The organism is Luteimonas changyuni, assembly GCF_039548395.1.
Taxonomy (GTDB): Bacteria; Pseudomonadota; Gammaproteobacteria; order Xanthomonadales; family Xanthomonadaceae; genus Luteimonas.
In genome coordinates this window covers 16425-32364 of sequence record NZ_JBCLUZ010000016.1, presented here as the reverse complement: position 1 = coordinate 32364, position 15940 = coordinate 16425, and the positions used below count along the sequence as shown (strand labels likewise).

The 15940-nt window shown below is 69.7% G+C and carries 13 protein-coding genes; 4 read left to right on the top strand and 9 right to left on the bottom strand.

What is annotated here, in order from left to right; all coding sequences use genetic code 11:
- Positions 1 to 118 precede the first annotated feature (118 nt).
- The 4 genes from WCD84_RS08010 to WCD84_RS07995 form a co-directional block, all read right to left on the bottom strand.
- A complete protein-coding gene (locus WCD84_RS08010) occupies positions 119 to 1780 on the bottom strand; it encodes a serine hydrolase (RefSeq protein ID WP_343281022.1) in 1662 nt (553 codons plus the stop codon).
- A gap of 68 nt (positions 1781 to 1848) precedes the next feature.
- Positions 1849 to 2373, bottom strand: coding sequence for a hypothetical protein (locus WCD84_RS08005; protein WP_343254957.1), 525 nt, complete (start codon positions 2371 to 2373; stop codon positions 1849 to 1851).
- Between the two features lie 65 nt (positions 2374 to 2438).
- Positions 2439 to 2909, bottom strand: a complete 471-nt coding sequence (locus WCD84_RS08000) for an RNA polymerase sigma factor (RefSeq protein ID WP_343254958.1) — start codon at positions 2907 to 2909, stop codon at positions 2439 to 2441.
- A 150-nt stretch (positions 2910 to 3059) separates the two neighbouring features.
- Positions 3060 to 5186 carry an N-acetylmuramoyl-L-alanine amidase gene (locus WCD84_RS07995; RefSeq protein ID WP_343281021.1) on the bottom strand — a complete coding sequence of 709 codons (2127 nt, stop codon included), beginning with the start codon at positions 5184 to 5186 and terminating at the stop codon, positions 3060 to 3062.
- Between the two features lie 221 nt (positions 5187 to 5407).
- Between WCD84_RS07995 and WCD84_RS07990 the strand changes: the two genes are divergently transcribed.
- The gene (locus tag WCD84_RS07990) at positions 5408 to 6328 is read left to right on the top strand and encodes a hypothetical protein (protein ID WP_343281020.1); all 921 of its coding nucleotides are present in this window, start codon (positions 5408 to 5410) and stop codon (positions 6326 to 6328) included.
- Between the two features lie 81 nt (positions 6329 to 6409).
- On the opposite strand, the gene WCD84_RS07985 is transcribed toward WCD84_RS07990, so the two are convergent.
- Entirely contained in the window at positions 6410 to 7720 is a 1311-nt protein-coding gene (locus tag WCD84_RS07985) for a formimidoylglutamate deiminase (protein ID WP_343281019.1), read from the bottom strand.
- A gap of 106 nt (positions 7721 to 7826) precedes the next feature.
- Between WCD84_RS07985 and hutI the strand changes: the two genes are divergently transcribed.
- Positions 7827 to 9140, top strand: coding sequence for an imidazolonepropionase (gene hutI, locus WCD84_RS07980; protein WP_343281047.1), 1314 nt, complete (start codon positions 7827 to 7829; stop codon positions 9138 to 9140).
- 212 nt (positions 9141 to 9352) lie between these two features.
- Complete coding sequence (locus tag WCD84_RS07975; protein WP_343281018.1) at positions 9353 to 10573, top strand: dipeptidase; 1221 nt, start codon at positions 9353 to 9355, stop codon at positions 10571 to 10573.
- A gap of 77 nt (positions 10574 to 10650) precedes the next feature.
- Here the strand turns inward: WCD84_RS07975 and WCD84_RS07970 are convergent, their stop codons facing one another.
- Positions 10651 to 10842, bottom strand: coding sequence for a 30S ribosomal protein THX (locus WCD84_RS07970; RefSeq protein ID WP_343254964.1), 192 nt, complete (start codon positions 10840 to 10842; stop codon positions 10651 to 10653).
- Positions 10843 to 10918: 76 nt separating this feature from the next.
- Complete coding sequence (locus tag WCD84_RS07965) at positions 10919 to 11323, bottom strand: MerC domain-containing protein (RefSeq protein WP_343281017.1); 405 nt, start codon at positions 11321 to 11323, stop codon at positions 10919 to 10921.
- 70 nt (positions 11324 to 11393) lie between these two features.
- Between WCD84_RS07965 and WCD84_RS07960 the strand changes: the two genes are divergently transcribed.
- Positions 11394 to 13637, top strand: a complete 2244-nt coding sequence (locus tag WCD84_RS07960) for a TonB-dependent receptor (RefSeq protein WP_343281016.1) — start codon at positions 11394 to 11396, stop codon at positions 13635 to 13637.
- A 54-nt stretch (positions 13638 to 13691) separates the two neighbouring features.
- Here WCD84_RS07960 and WCD84_RS07955 read toward each other — a convergent pair whose 3' ends face one another.
- Both WCD84_RS07955 and gltX read right to left on the bottom strand, forming a co-directional pair.
- On the bottom strand, positions 13692 to 14180 hold the full coding sequence (locus WCD84_RS07955) for a transcriptional repressor (RefSeq protein ID WP_343254967.1): 489 nt from the start codon (positions 14178 to 14180) through the stop codon (positions 13692 to 13694).
- Positions 14181 to 14429: 249 nt separating this feature from the next.
- Positions 14430 to 15833 carry a glutamate--tRNA ligase gene (gltX, locus tag WCD84_RS07950; protein ID WP_343281015.1) on the bottom strand — a complete coding sequence of 468 codons (1404 nt, stop codon included), beginning with the start codon at positions 15831 to 15833 and terminating at the stop codon, positions 14430 to 14432.
- Between the last annotated feature and the right edge of the window lie 107 nt (positions 15834 to 15940).

Sequence of the window (15940 nt, the reverse complement as noted above, 5' to 3'; positions counted from 1 at the left end):
GGGAGCGGCTATAGCCGCGATTGGCGATATCGCGGCCATGGCCGCTCCCACAGGCTCTTTCAGGTCTTGCCTGGCACCGGTCTTGCCTGGCACCGGTCTTGCCTGGCACCGGGCGCGCTCAGTTCCGCTTGCCGGGAAGCACCTGTCCGCCCTGGTGCAGCTCGAGCGATTCCACGCTGCCGTCGGCGCCGCGCTTGAACACGATCTCGACGCCGAACGCTGGCGCTTCAAACGTGTCCTTGCCTCGCGCCTGGAGCGGGAATTCGCCCTGCCCCGTGGCCTGGGCATGCAGCGTGCCGTCGCGCCCACGCACCGTCAGGACGAAGTTCGGCATCAGGGGGTATTCGCCGGCATAAGCCGCCAGGTCCCCGGCGGAAGGCGCGGGCTGCTGCGCGACCTTGCCGCCTTCGCCAGCCTCGTCGAGACGCGTCGCCGGAATCGCGCCGCCGCCCTGCATCCAGGTGAACGCGTAATCGCCATCCGCCTTCTTCTGCGGCCGCAGCACGGCGTCCACCACGGTCGGGAAGAAATCCCCGGCGCTGTCGTGGAACAGTTCGAACTCACCCTGGCCCTCGGCCTGGCCGAACAGCTTGCCGTCGCGCTGGCGCAGGCTCATCTTCATCATGCCCTGCAGCTGGTACTCGCCGACGAGCCCGTCGAGCAGCGCCTGCGACGGGGCCACCAGCACGCGCGGCTCGCCCAGCGGGAACGACGCGTCGACCAGATGCAGGCCGAGGCTGCCCAGGCCGCCGATGGCATTCCAGTTGGTGTCGGACAGGATGACGACGCCGCGCTGCCGGGTCTTGTCCAACGACACGAACGACGAGAAGCCTCCGGTTCCGCCCTCGTGCGCCAGCACGCTGCGGTCGGCCACGGGCATGATCATCCAGTTCATCGCCATGGGCGGCTGTTGGTTGATTTGCGTTTGTGCGAGTTCGATCGCGGCTTCCAATGGCGTCCCGGCGGGGTCGAGATTGGCCTGCACATAGCGGACCATGTCATCCAGCGTGGCGCGTACGCCGCCGACGCCGGCAAGGTCTACCGGAAAAGTCCAGGCCGCGGCCGGCAGGCCGTTCGGAGTGTGCCCGCCCGCGGCGCGCACGCCCTCGGGCCGCTTTGCGATGTAGGCCGTATCCATGCCCAGCGGTGCGGACAGCTTCTGCCCGAGCAGGGTTTCGAAGTCGCTGCCCGCGCGGCGCGCCACCGCATAGGACAGCACCATCGAGGCGAAGTTGGAGTACTCGAACTGCGTGCCGGGCGCCCGCGCCAACGTCACGTCACCAAGCGAGGCGAGGAGGTCATCCACCGTGAGCGCGGCGTACGGATCGGCGGGATTGGTGACCGCCATCCGTGCAGGCAGCGCCGGCAGCCCGCTGGTGTGCGTGACCACGTGGCGCAGCAGGATCGGCGCACCTTCGAACTGCGGCAGCTTCGTGCCTTCCGGCAGGTAGCCAGCCAGCGGATCGTCCAGCGAGGCCTTGCCCTGCACGATCTGGTCCGCCAATAGCGTGGACGTCATGGTCTTGGTGACCGAACCGATCTCGAACGCGCTGTCGGGACCGATGCGCGCGACGGCCGTCGGGTCGGCACAGCGGAACGCGCGCGCGATGTCAGCCTTGTCGATCACCGCCACCGCCATGCAGGCGCCGGTGCGGTCACCGGCCAGCCGCTGGTCGACGAGCGTCGCAAGCGCGGCGTCGTCCATGGCATGAACGCTGCCGCTCACGGCCAGCGCGAGTCCGGCAAGCACCGGAAAGAAGGAAACAGGACGGGTTGGCATGGAGCTCTCCTTGGCATGGGTGGTGTTCACGGGCTTGGACGGTGTTCCTGGAATGACGCTGTCCGTTGTCATGCGTCGCTCCCCGCCAGGTCGTCGATCTGGCGTTGCAGCGCATCGGCGTGGGCACGGAACTGCGTCCGCGCCACGCGGTGGTTGATCCAGGCCAGGGCCGCGTACAGCACCAGCATCACCGCAAGATAGCGAAGCGCGCCGGCGGTCGCACCGTCTCGCGCCAGGGTCAGCCCGGCCAGCCCGATCGCTGGAGGAGTCAGGTACCAGAGCCAGACCTGCTCGAGCATCCGTGCCTGCGCCAGCGTCGCGTCGCGCTGCCGCTGCAGGTAGGCCAGCAGGGGAACATCGTGGTCGGGCTCCGGTGCCAGCCGCCTGGAGCGGCGCAGCCGGAACGGCAGCGCCACGCCCCAAACCGAGATCAGCAGCGCGAAGCCGGCCTGCAGCCACTCGCCGTCAACGAGCGCCGCCAGCGTGATCAGGGCGAAGAAGACGGCGACGAGCACCGCTGCAATCGTCTCGATCAGGTCGCGCCGGCGCACCTTCTTCCACAGCGTCTGGTCGCGCGTTTGAAGCTCGTCCATGGGCAACAGCTGCACAGTCGGCGTGTCGCCACGCCACGCGTTCCTCATCTTGTCCCAGTCCATGCTCAGTCCTCCAGGAAGCGCTGTTCGAACAGTTGGCGCAGACGCGTCATGCGCACCGCCACCGCGTTGACGCTGAGGCCCAGCACATCGGCGACCTGCTCCCGCGGCACCCCTTCCAGGTCAAGCAGGATGACGCTGCGCTGCAGCGGGTCGAGCATCGCGAGGAACTCGTCGAGCACATCCATGGGATCGACCGCGTGGCCGGCGTCGCCCTGCTCGGGCACGTCGTCCAGCGAACGGTGGTCGCGGCGCGGCTTGCGCACGTGGCTCAGCGCGGTGTTCAGCGCCACCCGGTAAAGCCAGGTGGAACGCTGTGCGCGGCCGTCGAAGCTCGCGAAGCTGCGCCAGAGCTGGAGCTGCATCTCCTGCAGCAGGTCCTGCCAGTCCTCGGGACCGGCATAGCGCCGCGCCAGGCGCACCAGCGCCCCGCGGTTGTCCTGGACCATGGCGGTGAACGCCTTTTCGATTTCCATCCCGCAAAGAAGCCTGCTGCCTGGGTCTTGAAGTATTGGTCGCAGCGGCCGACGGAAATTTTCATCGGTCGCGCAGCGCGACCGGAACATGGTGCACGTGGAAGGCGGCCGGCACGCGAATGCCGGCCGCCGCGGATCACGCGATCGGGCTCACTCCGCCCAGACCCCGCGCTCCGGCGTCCAGTACAGCGTCTTGCGCTCGAACTGCTGCTTGCGGCCGTTGCTGCCGTGCGCCTGCTCGTCGGTCTTCGGATAGCCGAGCGCCGCTTCGCGCCCGTTGTTCTCGAAGTGCGCCAGGATCGCACCGTGCACCGCGTGCGCGCCGGTGGCCGGCGTCCACAGGAACAGGCCGTCCTCGAAGTACTGGAACTTTCCGCGCTGGCCCGACACCGGCGACACGGCGGCGTCGAGCTCGTCGGTCATCGCGAAGCCCCAGCGGGTTTCCGAACCCGTGGCCCGGTAGTGCTCCAGGATCTTGCCGTTGACTGCGAACGCACCGGTGCGCGAATGCCACAGGATCATGCCGTTCTTGAACTGCTGGTAGCGCCCGCCCGCCTGCGCCGCCGCTTCGGCGAACTCGGGCACGCCCAGGTGGCTGCGCACGCCGCCCATGGCGTAGTACTTCCTGCCTATCTCGCCATGGGGCAGGACGTCGCAGCGCGGCAGGTCGTAGCCGTCGTTGTCGCGCGCTTCGTCGTTGCCCCAGCGCGAAAGGTAGTAGGCCGACACGTACTGCCCCGCCGGCCCCACGTCGAGGTCGGTCTTGAGCCACCAGCGGTTGAACGTCGCGCCGCTGCGGATCTCGCGACCCCAGGCCTTGCAGTACACGTAATTGGTCCCGGCGTGCAGGCTGCCGCTCTGCGAGCCACCGGTCGGCGACGGGAAGCCGGGTGCGCTGGCATAGGTGTCAACCCAGTAGGTCGGCGCCGTGGCCGGCGGTGGCGCGCCGTTGTTGATCAGGTTGTAGAAGCTTGCCCAGGGGAAGTAGCGGCCCGGGTCGTAGCGGTTCTGGTTGCTGGTCAGCATGCCGTGGCCCTTGATGCGAACGCTGTCCGGAACCACGCGCCAGTAGTCGTAGCCGGGACCCTGCCATGCGGACGCGCAGTTGACCGGCTGGCGCGCGCAGATGCTCCGGGTCAGGCGCGCCGAGGCGTTGATCATCGCCGACGTCCAGTTGCCGGCGTCACCGGCGCGCCCATCGTGTTCGATGCCGATGGTGTAGTGGTTGTGATACGCCGCGTGCCATGCCTGGTGGTGCTCGCGCACCATCTGCGTAACCTGGCCATCGGACCTGCGGATCACGTAGTGCGCCGACACGTTCGATGCCGGGTTCTTGAACCAGGAGATTCCGCCGGCGTAGCTGCCCTCGATCGTATGCATGATCACCGCGGAGCGGCCGTTGCCGGCCGTGCTGTAGTTGCTGGAGTGCGCGGGGTTCCAGAGCGCCTCGCCGAAGTCCATGGCGATGCCGACGTCAAATGCCTGCGCTTCCACGCGCCCCGCTGCACGCGCCGGGCGCTCCTCCACCAGCTCATCCGTGGCACTGATGGTGTCGCTGCCGTAGTCCAGCCTGAGTGCCGGGGCGCCGAGCAGCCGAAGGCGATCGGCGGCAAAGGCAAGTTCCATTTCGATGGGCATGGCGGCGATGCGGATGCCCTTCTCGTCCACTCCGCGTGCCAACGTCTGCAGCACCTCGTAGGCGAAGCTCTGTCGCGCAAAGCCGTGGATGTTGCCGTCGCCGCTGCCATAGCCGGCGTAGCGTGCGAGCGCACCGGCCATGGCTTCCACGCCGCCGTCGCCCCGGCGGGTGCCGCCATCCTTCTCCAGCGCGCGGTCCAACAGCGCCGCGGCGGCGAGGATATTGGTCTCCGGATCCATCAGCACCAGGCGTTCGCTGACGCCAAGGAGCTTCGCGCCCTCCGCCACCTGGTTATCGAACCCACCGCCGCGATAGAGGCCCATCACGCCGTACGAGGCCGGCATGTGGTGATGCCCGGCCTTGCCGTGGGCGTCGGGTTCAACGTGGACCCAGCGGGTCTCGACATAGGCGATCGCCTCCAGCACGCCGCGCGGAATGGCGGGGTAGCGTTCGTGCGCGCGCTGGAAATAAGTCGGGTAATCCGCCCGCTGCCGCGCGAGCGTCGCCATCGCCGACTGGCGCTCGACTTCAGTCGCCTCAACCGCCTCCGCCAGGCCGTGCTGGTCCATTGCGGCGACTGGTGCCGCCAGCGCGACCAGCAGCATCGCTGCGGCCGACAACATCACGTGCTTCCTCATCTGACTCTCCCGTCCGGTCATGTGGTCCATCCCCTGGCCAACAGCTGGCCACATCGGTTCCGGCGGCGGCAGTTGGGGCCAGCCCCATGCGGCGGCAGCACTGTCCTGGAATGTGACCGTGGTCATCGGCACCTGCAGTCAGCCCCAGGTTGTCGACGCATGGACCCGGGACGAGACTCGGCGCATCCCGCATTCCTGCTCGCCGTGGAGGTTCGTCCGACATGTTCCAGCCCATCATCAACAACGCGCTGCACGCGGCCGATCTCTTTTTCCGCCAGGTCCACGAAGCCCTGAACCCGGACACGGGGAGCGTTCCGGGACGCGACGGCGGCTTCGACCAGGCCGTGGGCGGCACCGGGATGGACCAGGCGTTCGACAGTTCGATGGCGGGCGTCGCGGAGGCCGTCTACCTGCGCCAGGACGCGGACGGCTGGCAGCGGATGGGCGACGGCGAACTGGCCGCCGCCGGGATCGATCCCGGCCTCCAGTACAGCAACGGCATGGAGGCCGGCATCTACACCGATGGCGTCGGCAACTACGTGGTGGCCTATGCCGGCAACGATACCGGCGGCGTGGAAGACGTGGGCACGGTGATCGCGCAGTCGGCGGGCTTCCAGACCCGCCAGTACGACACCGCGGTCACGCTCGCGCACCAGGCCGAGAACGCCTTCGGCGGCGACAACGTGGTCTACACCGGGCACTCGCTGGGCGGCGGCCTCGCATCCATGGCCGCGGCGGCCACCGGCAGCACGGCGGTCACGTTCAACGCGCAGGGCATCCACGACAACACGCTGCGCCAGAATGGTCTTGACCCCGGGGCCATCCGCCATGGCGCGGAAAGCGGCCAGATGCGCCACTACAGCATCGACGGCGACTGGGCGACCGGCGTGCAGCGCCAGGTCCCCGTCCTCGACATGCTGCCCGATCCGCTGGGCACCCACATCCAGTTCAACGATCCGGCGGGCCTGCTGAACATCGGCAGCAACCACTACATCGGGCCGGTGAAGGCGGCGATCGAACAGGGTGCCTCTTACCGCATCGAGACCACCGATCCGCTGGAGCGTGCACTGCAGGACGTCTATTCGGCGGTGACCTCGGTCATCGCGAACGCGTGGCGGATGGTTGCGCCACCCATCATCTGAAGCCCTCGATGACCGCACAGCCGCGTCGCATGGAAGCGCCGTACTGACGCCGGACCAGAGCTGCCCGCTGCGGCAGCTCGCCTACCTTCCCGAGAGCTTCGCCAGCGCAGTCCGATAGTGCGCAAGAACGGCAGCGCCGTCCGCATGGCGGCCGTCGGCCACCACACGCCGGCCGGCGATGTGCACGTCCCTGACGCAAGGCCGGTTTCCGCTGAAGAGCCAGCGATCGGCGACGTCACCGGCGGTCGCTGCGGCAAGCAGCGGCGCCTCCGCATCAAGCACCAGGGTGTCACCGCCGGCGTCAAAGCCGGTGGCGTTCTTCGCGCTCGCGTACGCGCCGTGCAGCAGGGTCTCGCCGACGCTGGTCGATGCATCGCCCACGGCGATGTTGCGGCGCCGCTTCACCAGCCGCTGGCCATATTCCAGCCAGCGCAGCTCCTCCACCGGCGATACCGAGATATGCGAGTCCGAGCCGATGCCCCAGGCGCCGCCGGCGTCGAGATAATCGCGCAGGCGGAACAGGCCGTCGCCGAGGTTGGCCTCGGTGGTCGGGCAGATGGCGACGGTGGCGCCGCTCTTCGCAATGGCCGCGACTTCCCAGTCGTTGAGGTGGGTGGCATGCACCAGCGTCCAGCACGCATCGACATCGGCGTTCTGCAGGAGCCATTCCACCGGGCGCAGGTCGCGGATGGCGAGGCAGTCCTGCACCTCGCCCACCTGCTCGGCGATGTGGATATGGATGCGGGCATCGGCGGGCAGCGCCGCCAGCACCGCGCGCATCGCGTCCGGCGGCACCGCGCGCAGGCTGTGCAGGGCGCAGCCGACGCGCAGCAGGTCGTCGCTTTGCGCATGCAGCGTCTCGAACAGGCGCAGGTAGCCGTCCACGTCGTGGCCGAAGCGCTTCTGGCGCTCGCCCAGCGCGCGGCCGTCGAAGCCGCCGGTCATGTACAGCACGGGCAGCAGGGTCAGGCGGATGCCGGTGTCGCGCGCGGCGGCGATCAACGCCTGCGACATTGCCGCCGGATCGGCGTAGGGCCGACCGTCGGGCGCATGGTGCAGGTAGTGGAATTCGCAGACGCTGCCATAGCCGGCTTCCAGCATCTCGACGTAGAGCTGGCTTGCGACCGCGTACAGCGAATCGGGATCGAAGCGCGCGGCCATGCGGTACATGGTCTCGCGCCAGGTCCAAAAGGAGTCCTCGGGATGCGTCTGCCGTTCGGCGAGCCCGGCCATGGCGCGCTGGAAGGCGTGCGAATGCAGGTTGGCGATCACCGGCAGCTGCCAGCCGCCCGCTACCTGGCGAGCGACGGCGGCATGCGGGGCATCGGATGCGTCGGGTGCGGCGCCTGCATCGCGCGCATCGGGCGCTCCGGGTACTGGGTTCGCAGACATGTCGGCACGCTCCGGCGGCAGGGTGCGATAGGCTACCGCGTCGACGCGATCCGAGGTCCTGACATGCCGTGCACTGCAGCCACCACCCCAGCCAGGGCGCATGCCGATGGCCGCTGAGCGCTGGGACGGCCTGCTGGTCAACGCGCGCCTGGCCACGCTTGACGGGGATTCGCACCGCGATGGCGCGCCCGGCGCACCCGATGCAGGCGACGCCCCCGACGGTCGCTCATCAAACGGCCGCACGCACGAGAATGGTGCCGGTGCTTACGGCATGGTCGAAAACGGCGCACTGGGCTGGCGCGACGGCCGGATCGTGTTTGCCGGCGCGGCCGATGCATTGCCCGGCCGTCCGGACGAGCTTGCCGACGTCGTGATCGACGGCGGAGGCGACCTGGTCACTCCCGGCCTGGTCGATTGCCACACCCACATCGTGTTCGCCGGCGATCGCGCCGCCGAGTTCGAGCAGCGCCTGACGGGCGCCAGCTATGAAGACATCGCGCGCGCCGGCGGCGGCATCGTCTCCAGCGTGCGCGCCACCCGTGCCGCCGACGCGCAGGCGCTGCTGGCGCAAACCCTGCCGCGCGCCCGCGCCCTGGTCGCCGATGGCGTGACCACGCTGGAAGTGAAGTCCGGCTACGGCCTGGACTTCGACAACGAGCGCAAGATGCTGCGCACCGCGCGCGAGCTCGGCGATGCGCTGGGCATCGGCGTGCGCACCACCTTCCTCGGCGCACACGCGCTGCCACCCGAGTACGCCGGTGACCCCGACGGCTACATCGACGCCGTCTGCGGCTGGCTGCCGCGGCTGCATGCCGAAGGCCTGGTCGATGCCGTGGACGCCTTCTGCGAGCGCATCGGCTTCAGCAACGCGCAGACCCGCCGCGTATTCGACGCCGCGCGCGCGCTCGACCTGCCGGTGAAATTGCATGCCGACCAGCTCAGCGATGGCGAAGGCGCGGCGCTGGTGGCGGAATTCGGCGGCCTGTCCGCCGACCACGTCGAACACACCTCCGATGCAGGCGTGCGCGCGATGGCGGCCGCCGGCACCGTGGCGGTGCTGCTGCCGGGCGCCTTCCACGTGCTGCGCGAGACCATCCTGCCGCCGATCGACGCCTTCCGCGCGCACGGCGTGCCGATGGCGGTGGCCACCGACTGCAATCCCGGGACCTCGCCGCTGCTGTCGCTGCGCCAGGCCATGCAGCTGGCCTGCACCCATTTCCGCCTGACCCCTGCCGAAGCACTGCGCGGCGCGACAGTGCACGCCGCGCGCGCGCTCGGACTCGACGACCGCGGCATGCTGTGCGCCGGCATGCGGGCGGACTTCGTGCGCTGGCGCGTGCGCGAGCCGGCGGCGCTGTGCTACTGGCTGGGCGGGGAGCTTGCTGTCTCCGTCCATTCCGGCGGCCGCAGGGTGGCCTGATCAAGGAACCACGAAACGTGTTGCCGGCAGGAAAGGCGTCGCGGCTATAGCCGCTCCCACAACTGCCGCTACGAAATGGCGTTACGAAATTCCGTCGCGGCCATAGCCGCTCCCACAACTGCCGTTATGAAATGCCGCCCACGGATGACGCACGCCCATGTGGGAGCGGCTACAGCCGCGAAAGACCCTTCCGCCCGACAAGGAGCCTCCCGATGCCTCAAAGCCCACGCCGCCATGCACTCGCACTGACACTCGCACTGGCCTTGGCCCTGCCCGCCGCCGCGCTGGCCCAGGCCACCGACGCCGCGCGCGCCCTGGCCGCCGACGCGATCATCGTCGATACCCATATCGATGCGCCCGGAGTGCTGGTCTCCAGCTGGGCCGACCTCGGCGAGGCCGCGCCCGACCGCGAGTTCGACTACCCGCGCGCGCGCGAAGGCGGCCTGGACGTCGCCTTCATGTCGATCTACACCTCCGCGCGCCAGGACGAGTCCGGCAGCGCCTGGCAGGCGGCCAACATCCAGATCGACGCGATGGAGGCCCTGGTCCAGCGCCACCCGGAACGCTTCGCCCTGCTGACCTCCCCGGGCGACGTCGAGCGCCTGCGCACCGGCGGCCGCGTGCTGCTGCCGCTGGGACTCGAGAACGGCGGGCCTATCGGCGACGACCTTGCCCGGCTCGCCTTCTTCCGCGACCGCGGCGTCAGCTACATCACCCTGGCGCACAGCGGCAACAACCGCATCTCCGACTCCTCCTACACGGTGGAAAAGCGCTGGAACGGCCTGAGCCCCTTCGGCCGCGAAGTGGTGCGGGAGATGAACCGGCTGGGGATCATGGTCGACGTTTCGCACCTGTCCGACGACGCCGTGCGCCAATCGATCGAGCTCAGCAGCGTGCCGGTGATCGCCAGCCATTCCGCGCTGCGCCACTTCACCCCGGACTTCGAGCGCAACCTCAGCGACGAACTGGCCAAGGCCATCGCGGCGAAGGGCGGCGTCGTGCAGATTCCGTTCGGCACCGCGTTCGTCAACCCGACCGCCGCGGCCAATACCCGCGACTGGTTCCGCGAGTCGCTCGCGTTCGATCGTCGCAGCGCCGCGGGCGTGGCCGCCGGCGAGCCGGCGCTGGACCGCAAGGCCTTCGAAGCGCAGTGGGAACTGGACCATCCCAAGGTGGAGGCCCCGATCAGCGACGTGCTGGACCAAATCGACTACGCGGTCAAGCTGATCGGCGTCGACCACGTCGGCATCGGCTCCGACTTCGACGGCGTCGACGGCGAGCTGCCCGAAGGCCTGCGCACCGTGGCCGACTTCCCCAACTTCATCGCCGGGCTGCAGGCGCGCGGGCATTCGGACGAGGACATCCGCAAGATCCTGGGCGGCAACCTGCTGCGGGTCTGGGCGGTGATCGAGGCGGGCGCCGGCACGCCCTGACCCGCGGCGGCGTCCGGCCCCAAACGACGAAGCCCCGCATCTGGCGGGGCTTCGTACGTCAACGCTGGCGCGGGACTTCAGTCCTTGGCCACGGTCTTCTTGGCCACGACCTTCTTTGCCGGAGCCTTGGCCACGGTCTTGGCGCCGGCCTTCTTCGCAACCGGTGCGGCGGCAGCGCCGGTCGCCTTCGCGGTCACGTGGCTGCGGGCGTTGCCGTAGCTGGAGTTGTAGCGCTTGCCCTTGGCCGTCTTGCGGTCGCCCTTGCCCATCTGTCGCTCCTGGAGTTCGTTCGGTGGGGCGCGCCTTTGCACGCCACAGGGCGCGCATCCTAGCACGCGCGCCGGTTCAGGGCGTCGCGCGGGCCGCCGCGGCAGCGTGGGTGAGGCGCAGGTTCAGCAGGTGCGCGCCGGCGATCATCAGGCCGCCGAGGGTCATCACCGCCGCGTGCACCACGCCGTGGTCATGCAGCGGGCTGAACGCCCCCAGCCAGACCAGCGCCAGGCCCGGCAGCAGCAGCGCCCAGGCCCGGAACGCGCGGTGGCGGCGGAAGCCGATGGCCAGCGTGGTGGCGCCCAGCAGCGTGGCGAACACCGTGACCGCCTGGTCGATGTCCACCCAGCCGCCCACCGACAGCCCGAACGTGGGCAGCACGGCCAGCGCCAGCGGCAGCAGCGCGCAGTGCAGCGCACACAGGAACGCCGCCGCGAAACCGACCCGGTCGGCTCGATTGAGGTTGCATGAAGTGGCCATGACGTTGGTTGGGGTGGCGTCGGAATTGAAACAGTATAACATTTCAATCGACATCACCACACCGGCCCCCATGAACACCAGACGACGCGTTTCCCGCGCCCTCCCGCGCCCCGCCGCATTCGCCAGCCTCGCCACGCTCGCGAGCGCGATCCTGCTGGCCCTGGCCGTCCCTGCATCGGCCCAGGAAGCCGCCCCCGACGACGCCGGCCACGAGCACGGCGTGACCGACCTCGACACGCTCAGGGTCCGCGCCAATCCCATCGCCCGCACCGCCGACGACCTCGCCAGGCCCGTAGCCGTCCTTGCCGGCGAGCGCCTTGACGATGCAAAAGCCAACTCCATCGGCGAAACGGTCGCGCGCCTGCCCGGCGTCCAGTCCTCCTTCTTCGGCGCCGGCGTCGGCCGCCCGATCATCCGCGGCATGGAAGGCGCGCGCGTCCAGGTGCTCAGCGACGGCCTTGCCGCCGGCGACGTGTCGACCGTCAGCGTCGACCATGCGGTGAGCATCGAACCCTTCCTCGCCAACCAGATCGAAGTACTGAAAGGTCCGGCCAGCCTGCTTTACGGCAACGGCGCCATCGGCGGCGCGGTCAACGTGGTCGATGGCCGCATCCCGGAAGCCGCCACGTCGCGGCCGCTCGAGGGCCGCGCCGAGCTGCGCGCCGGCAGCGTCAACGACGAGCGCACCGGCATGCTCCGCCTGGACGGCACCGCGGCCTCGGGACGGCTGGTGTTCCATATCGACGCGCTGCATCGCGAGACCGGTGACGTCGACATTCCCGGCTACGCCGAAAGCGCGGCCCTGCGCGTAGAGCATGAGCACAACGACCATGATGACCACGACGACGACGCGCGCGGCACGCTGCCCAACAGCTTCGTGCGCACGGACAGCGGCGCCCTGGGCCTGTCCTGGGTCGGCGACCGCGGTTTCATCGGCGTCGGCCAGAGCCTGTTCAACACGCGCTACGGCGTACCCGGCCATATCCATGCCGGGGACGAGCAGCAGGACGAGCATGGCCACGGGCACGGCGGAGATGGGGATCGCGACCACGACGCCGAAGGCCATGGCGGCGTCCACATCGAGATGGACCAGCGCCGCACCGAGCTCCGCGGCGGACTCGACGACATCGGCCCCTTCCAAAGCCTGCGCGCGCGGATCGCACACACCGACTACACCCACACCGAATACGAGGGCGACGAGGTCGGCACCGTGTTCGACAACGAAACCATCGAGGGCCGGCTTGAGCTCGCGCACCGGCCGCTCGGCGGCTGGGAAGGCGCCTTCGGCCTGCAGTGGTCGCAGCGCGACTTCGCCGCGGCGGGCGCCGAAGCCTTCGTGCCCGATTCCGAATCGCGTGACGCCGGCCTGTTCTGGATCGGCGAACGCGACTTCGGCCCGGCCAGCCTCGAACTCGGACTGCGCCACGACCGCAACGGCATCGACATCGCCGCAGACGCTGGGCCGTCGCGGGACTTCAGCACCACCAGCCTGTCGCTGGCGTCGCGCTGGGACCTGAGGCCGGACGTGCACCTGTCCTTCGGCCTCGACCGCGCGCAGCGCTCGCCCACCGCCGAGGAGCTGCATTCCAGCGGCATCCACGTGGCGACGCAGAGCCACGAATTCGGCGATCCGGGGCTTGACGTCGAAACCGCCAACCGCGCGGAGGCCGGCCTGCACTGGCACCGCGGCCCGCTGCGCGTGGGCGTGGCGATCTACCACGTGCGCTACGACGACTTCATCTACCTGGCCGATACCGGGATCGTCGACGGTGGCGTGCCGGTGCGGGCCTGGACCCAGGCCGACGCGCGCTTCAGCGGCGGTGAGCTGGACGCGGAATGGACCTTCGTCGACAACGACAGCGGCGCATGGACCGTGGGCGCATTTGCCGACGTGGTGCGCGGACGGCTTGCCGGGCAAGGGACGCGCACGATCGATGTGTCCGTGCCCCACGGTGACCACGCGCACGACTACGCGGCCGAGCTGGCGCTCGACGGCAACCTGCCCCGGATCGCGCCCGCGCGCATCGGCGCCGACCTGCGCTGGACCAGCAACCATTGGCGCGCCGGCATCGGCGCGGTGCGCTACGCGCGGCAGGACGACGTGGCCGGATTCGAGCACGCAACGCCAGGGCACACGCTGGTGCACGCGAACCTGGCCTGGCACATGGACACCGCCAGCGGCAACGCGGTCGAGCTGTTCGTGAACGGCAACAACCTGCTCGACAGGGAGGCGCGCGTGCACACCTCGTTCCTCAAGGACCTGGCGCCGATGGCCGGCCGTGGCGCGAGCGCCGGCGTGCGCGTGCTGTTCTAGCAGCCGGGCCGGCCCGCGGCGTCGCCTGCGATCGCGCGGCGGCGCCCCGGCGGCCTACTCCTTACCGACGCATTCGGCGCAGGTGCCGTGCACTTCGAGCGTCTGCGCACGCGGACGGAAGCCGAGCCCGCGCGCGCGTTCGTCCAGCGCCGCCACGATCTGGCTGTCTTCGAGCTCGACCGCCGAATGGCAGCTGTCGCAGATCAGGAACGGCACCGAGTGCTGCGCGGTGCTCGGATGGTGGCAGGCAACGAAGGCGTTGACCGACTGCAGCTTGTGGATGAAGCCGTTGGCGAGCAGGAAGTCGAGCGCGCGGTACACCGTGGGCGGCCCGGCGGCCCCGGGCCCGTTGCCCTCGCGAACGCGATCAAGCAGGTCGTAGGCCTTGATCGGCTGTTCGGTCTCCGCGATCAGGCCGAGCACGTGGGCGCGGATCGGCGTCAGCCGCAGGCCGCGCTCGCGGCAGGCGCGCTCGACCGCGGACACGAAGGCCGGGGCGTCGTGGACGTGGTGCTTGGGATCGGTGCAGGCGTGGGCGGGCATGCCGTGATGATGGTGCCGAACGTGCGGTGACTCAAGCCGGCACGGCCACTGCCATCAGCAGGCGTGGGAGCCGCTATAGCGGCGATTGCTCCGCGGTTGGCCCGCAAGGACACCGGTGCCCATCGCGGCCATGGCCGCTCCCACGGGAGAACGGCGGGCGGGAAAGTACCGCGCTTGCCTTTGTGGGAGCCGCTATAGCGGCGAAGGGTTTCCGCAGCCCATCGCGGCCATGGCCGCTCCCACAAGGGGTCAGCAGGCGGGAATGCGCGCGATCGCGGCGTTGATGCGCTCCAGGGCTTCATCGCGCCCGGCCAGGTAGACCGTGTGCGCGATGTCCGGGCTCACCTGAGTGCCGGTGATCGCCACCCGCAGCGGCTGCGCGACCTTGCCCATGCCCAGCCCCAGCGTTTCCGCGGTGCCCTGCAGGGCTTCGGCAATGGCCTCGACCGTCCAGGCCGGCAGCGCATCCAGGCGATGGCGCGCTTCGGCCAGCGGCGCCTTCGCCTCGGGCTTCAGGTGCTTGGCCACGGCCTTGTCGTCGTAATCGGTGAGCGGCCGGTACCAGACGGCGGCGCGTTCAGCCATGTCCTTCAGCGTCTGCACGCGGTCGCGCAGGGCGAGTACGACGTCGGCCGGGGCGGGGCCGGCGGCGAGGTCGTAGCCGGCCTCGCGCAGCTGCCACTCGAGGTGCTTCGCGACGTCCGCCGGCGCGTCCTCCTTCAGGTACTGCTGGTTCAGCCAGCCCAGCTTCGCCATGTCCAGGCGCGCGGCCTTGGCATTGACGCCCTTGAGGTCGAACAGCGACTTCATCTCATCGATCGAGAAGATCTCCTGGTCGCCGTGCGACCAGCCCAGGCGCACCAGGTAGTTGAGCAGCGCGTGCGGCAGGTAGCCGGCGTCGCGGTACTGCATGACGTCCGCCGCGCCGGTGCGCTTGGAGAGCTTGGCGCCCTGCTCGTCGAGGATCATCGGCAGGTGCGAGAACGCCGGCACCTCGGCGCCCAGCGCGCGGTAGATGTTGATCTGCCGCGGGGTGTTGTTGACGTGGTCATCGCCGCGGACGACGTCGGTGATACCCATGTCGAGGTCGTCGACGACCACGGCGAAGTTGTAGGTCGGGTAGCCGTCGGGGCGGAAGATGACGAGGTCGTCGAGCTCGGCGTTGGCGATCTCGATGCGGCCCTTGACCTTGTCGTCCCAGGCCACGGTACCGTCGAGCGGGTTCTTCAGGCGGATGACGCGATTCGGGTCGTCGCGGTAGGGCGCGCCCTGCTCGCGGTAGGCGCCGTTGTAGCGGGGCTTGGTACCGGCGGCCATGGCGGCCTCGCGCATGGCGTCGAGTTCGGCCTTCGACTCGTAGGCGTAGTAGGCCTGCCCGGCCGCGACCAGCTGTTCGGCGACCTCGCGATAGCGCTCGACGCGCGCGGTCTGGTAGATCGGGCCCTCGTCGTAGTCGAGGCCGAGCCACTCCATGGCCTCGAGGATGGCGTCGATCGCGGCCTGGGTGCTGCGCTCGCGGTCGGTGTCCTCGATGCGCAGGATGAAGCTGCCGCCGCGGCGGCGCGCCTCCAGCCAGCAGTACAGGGCGGTGCGGGCGCCGCCGATGTGCAGGTAGCCGGTGGGACTGGGGGCGAAGCGGGTGCGGCAGGTCATGGCGTCTGGGACTGGCTCGGGTGACCGGTGATTTTAGCCCTTCGCCGGCATCGGAACTGCCCTGGGAGCGGGCATGGCGCGATCGCCGCTCCAGCGCCTAGCGTAAA

Bases quoted from the DNA above. Each gene is read 5' to 3' on its own strand.
- WCD84_RS08010 (WP_343281022.1), bottom strand. From the start codon at position 1,780: ATGCCAACCCGTCCTGTTTCCTTCTTTCCGGTGCTTGCCGGACTCGCG.
- WCD84_RS08005 (WP_343254957.1), bottom strand. From the start codon at position 2,373: ATGGACGAGCTTCAAACGCGCGACCAGACGCTGTGGAAGAAGGTGCGC.
- WCD84_RS08000 (WP_343254958.1), bottom strand. From the start codon at position 2,909: ATGGAAATCGAAAAGGCGTTCACCGCCATGGTCCAGGACAACCGCGGG.
- WCD84_RS07995 (WP_343281021.1), bottom strand. From the start codon at position 5,186: ATGAGGAAGCACGTGATGTTGTCGGCCGCAGCGATGCTGCTGGTCGCG.
- WCD84_RS07990 (WP_343281020.1), top strand. From the start codon at position 5,408: ATGTTCCAGCCCATCATCAACAACGCGCTGCACGCGGCCGATCTCTTT.
- WCD84_RS07985 (WP_343281019.1), bottom strand. From the start codon at position 7,720: ATGTCTGCGAACCCAGTACCCGGAGCGCCCGATGCGCGCGATGCAGGC.
- hutI (WP_343281047.1), top strand. From the start codon at position 7,827: ATGGCCGCTGAGCGCTGGGACGGCCTGCTGGTCAACGCGCGCCTGGCC.
- WCD84_RS07975 (WP_343281018.1), top strand. From the start codon at position 9,353: ATGCCTCAAAGCCCACGCCGCCATGCACTCGCACTGACACTCGCACTG.
- WCD84_RS07970 (WP_343254964.1), bottom strand. From the start codon at position 10,842: ATGGGCAAGGGCGACCGCAAGACGGCCAAGGGCAAGCGCTACAACTCC.
- WCD84_RS07965 (WP_343281017.1), bottom strand. From the start codon at position 11,323: ATGGCCACTTCATGCAACCTCAATCGAGCCGACCGGGTCGGTTTCGCG.
- WCD84_RS07960 (WP_343281016.1), top strand. From the start codon at position 11,394: ATGAACACCAGACGACGCGTTTCCCGCGCCCTCCCGCGCCCCGCCGCA.
- WCD84_RS07955 (WP_343254967.1), bottom strand. From the start codon at position 14,180: ATGCCCGCCCACGCCTGCACCGATCCCAAGCACCACGTCCACGACGCC.
- gltX (WP_343281015.1), bottom strand. From the start codon at position 15,833: ATGACCTGCCGCACCCGCTTCGCCCCCAGTCCCACCGGCTACCTGCAC.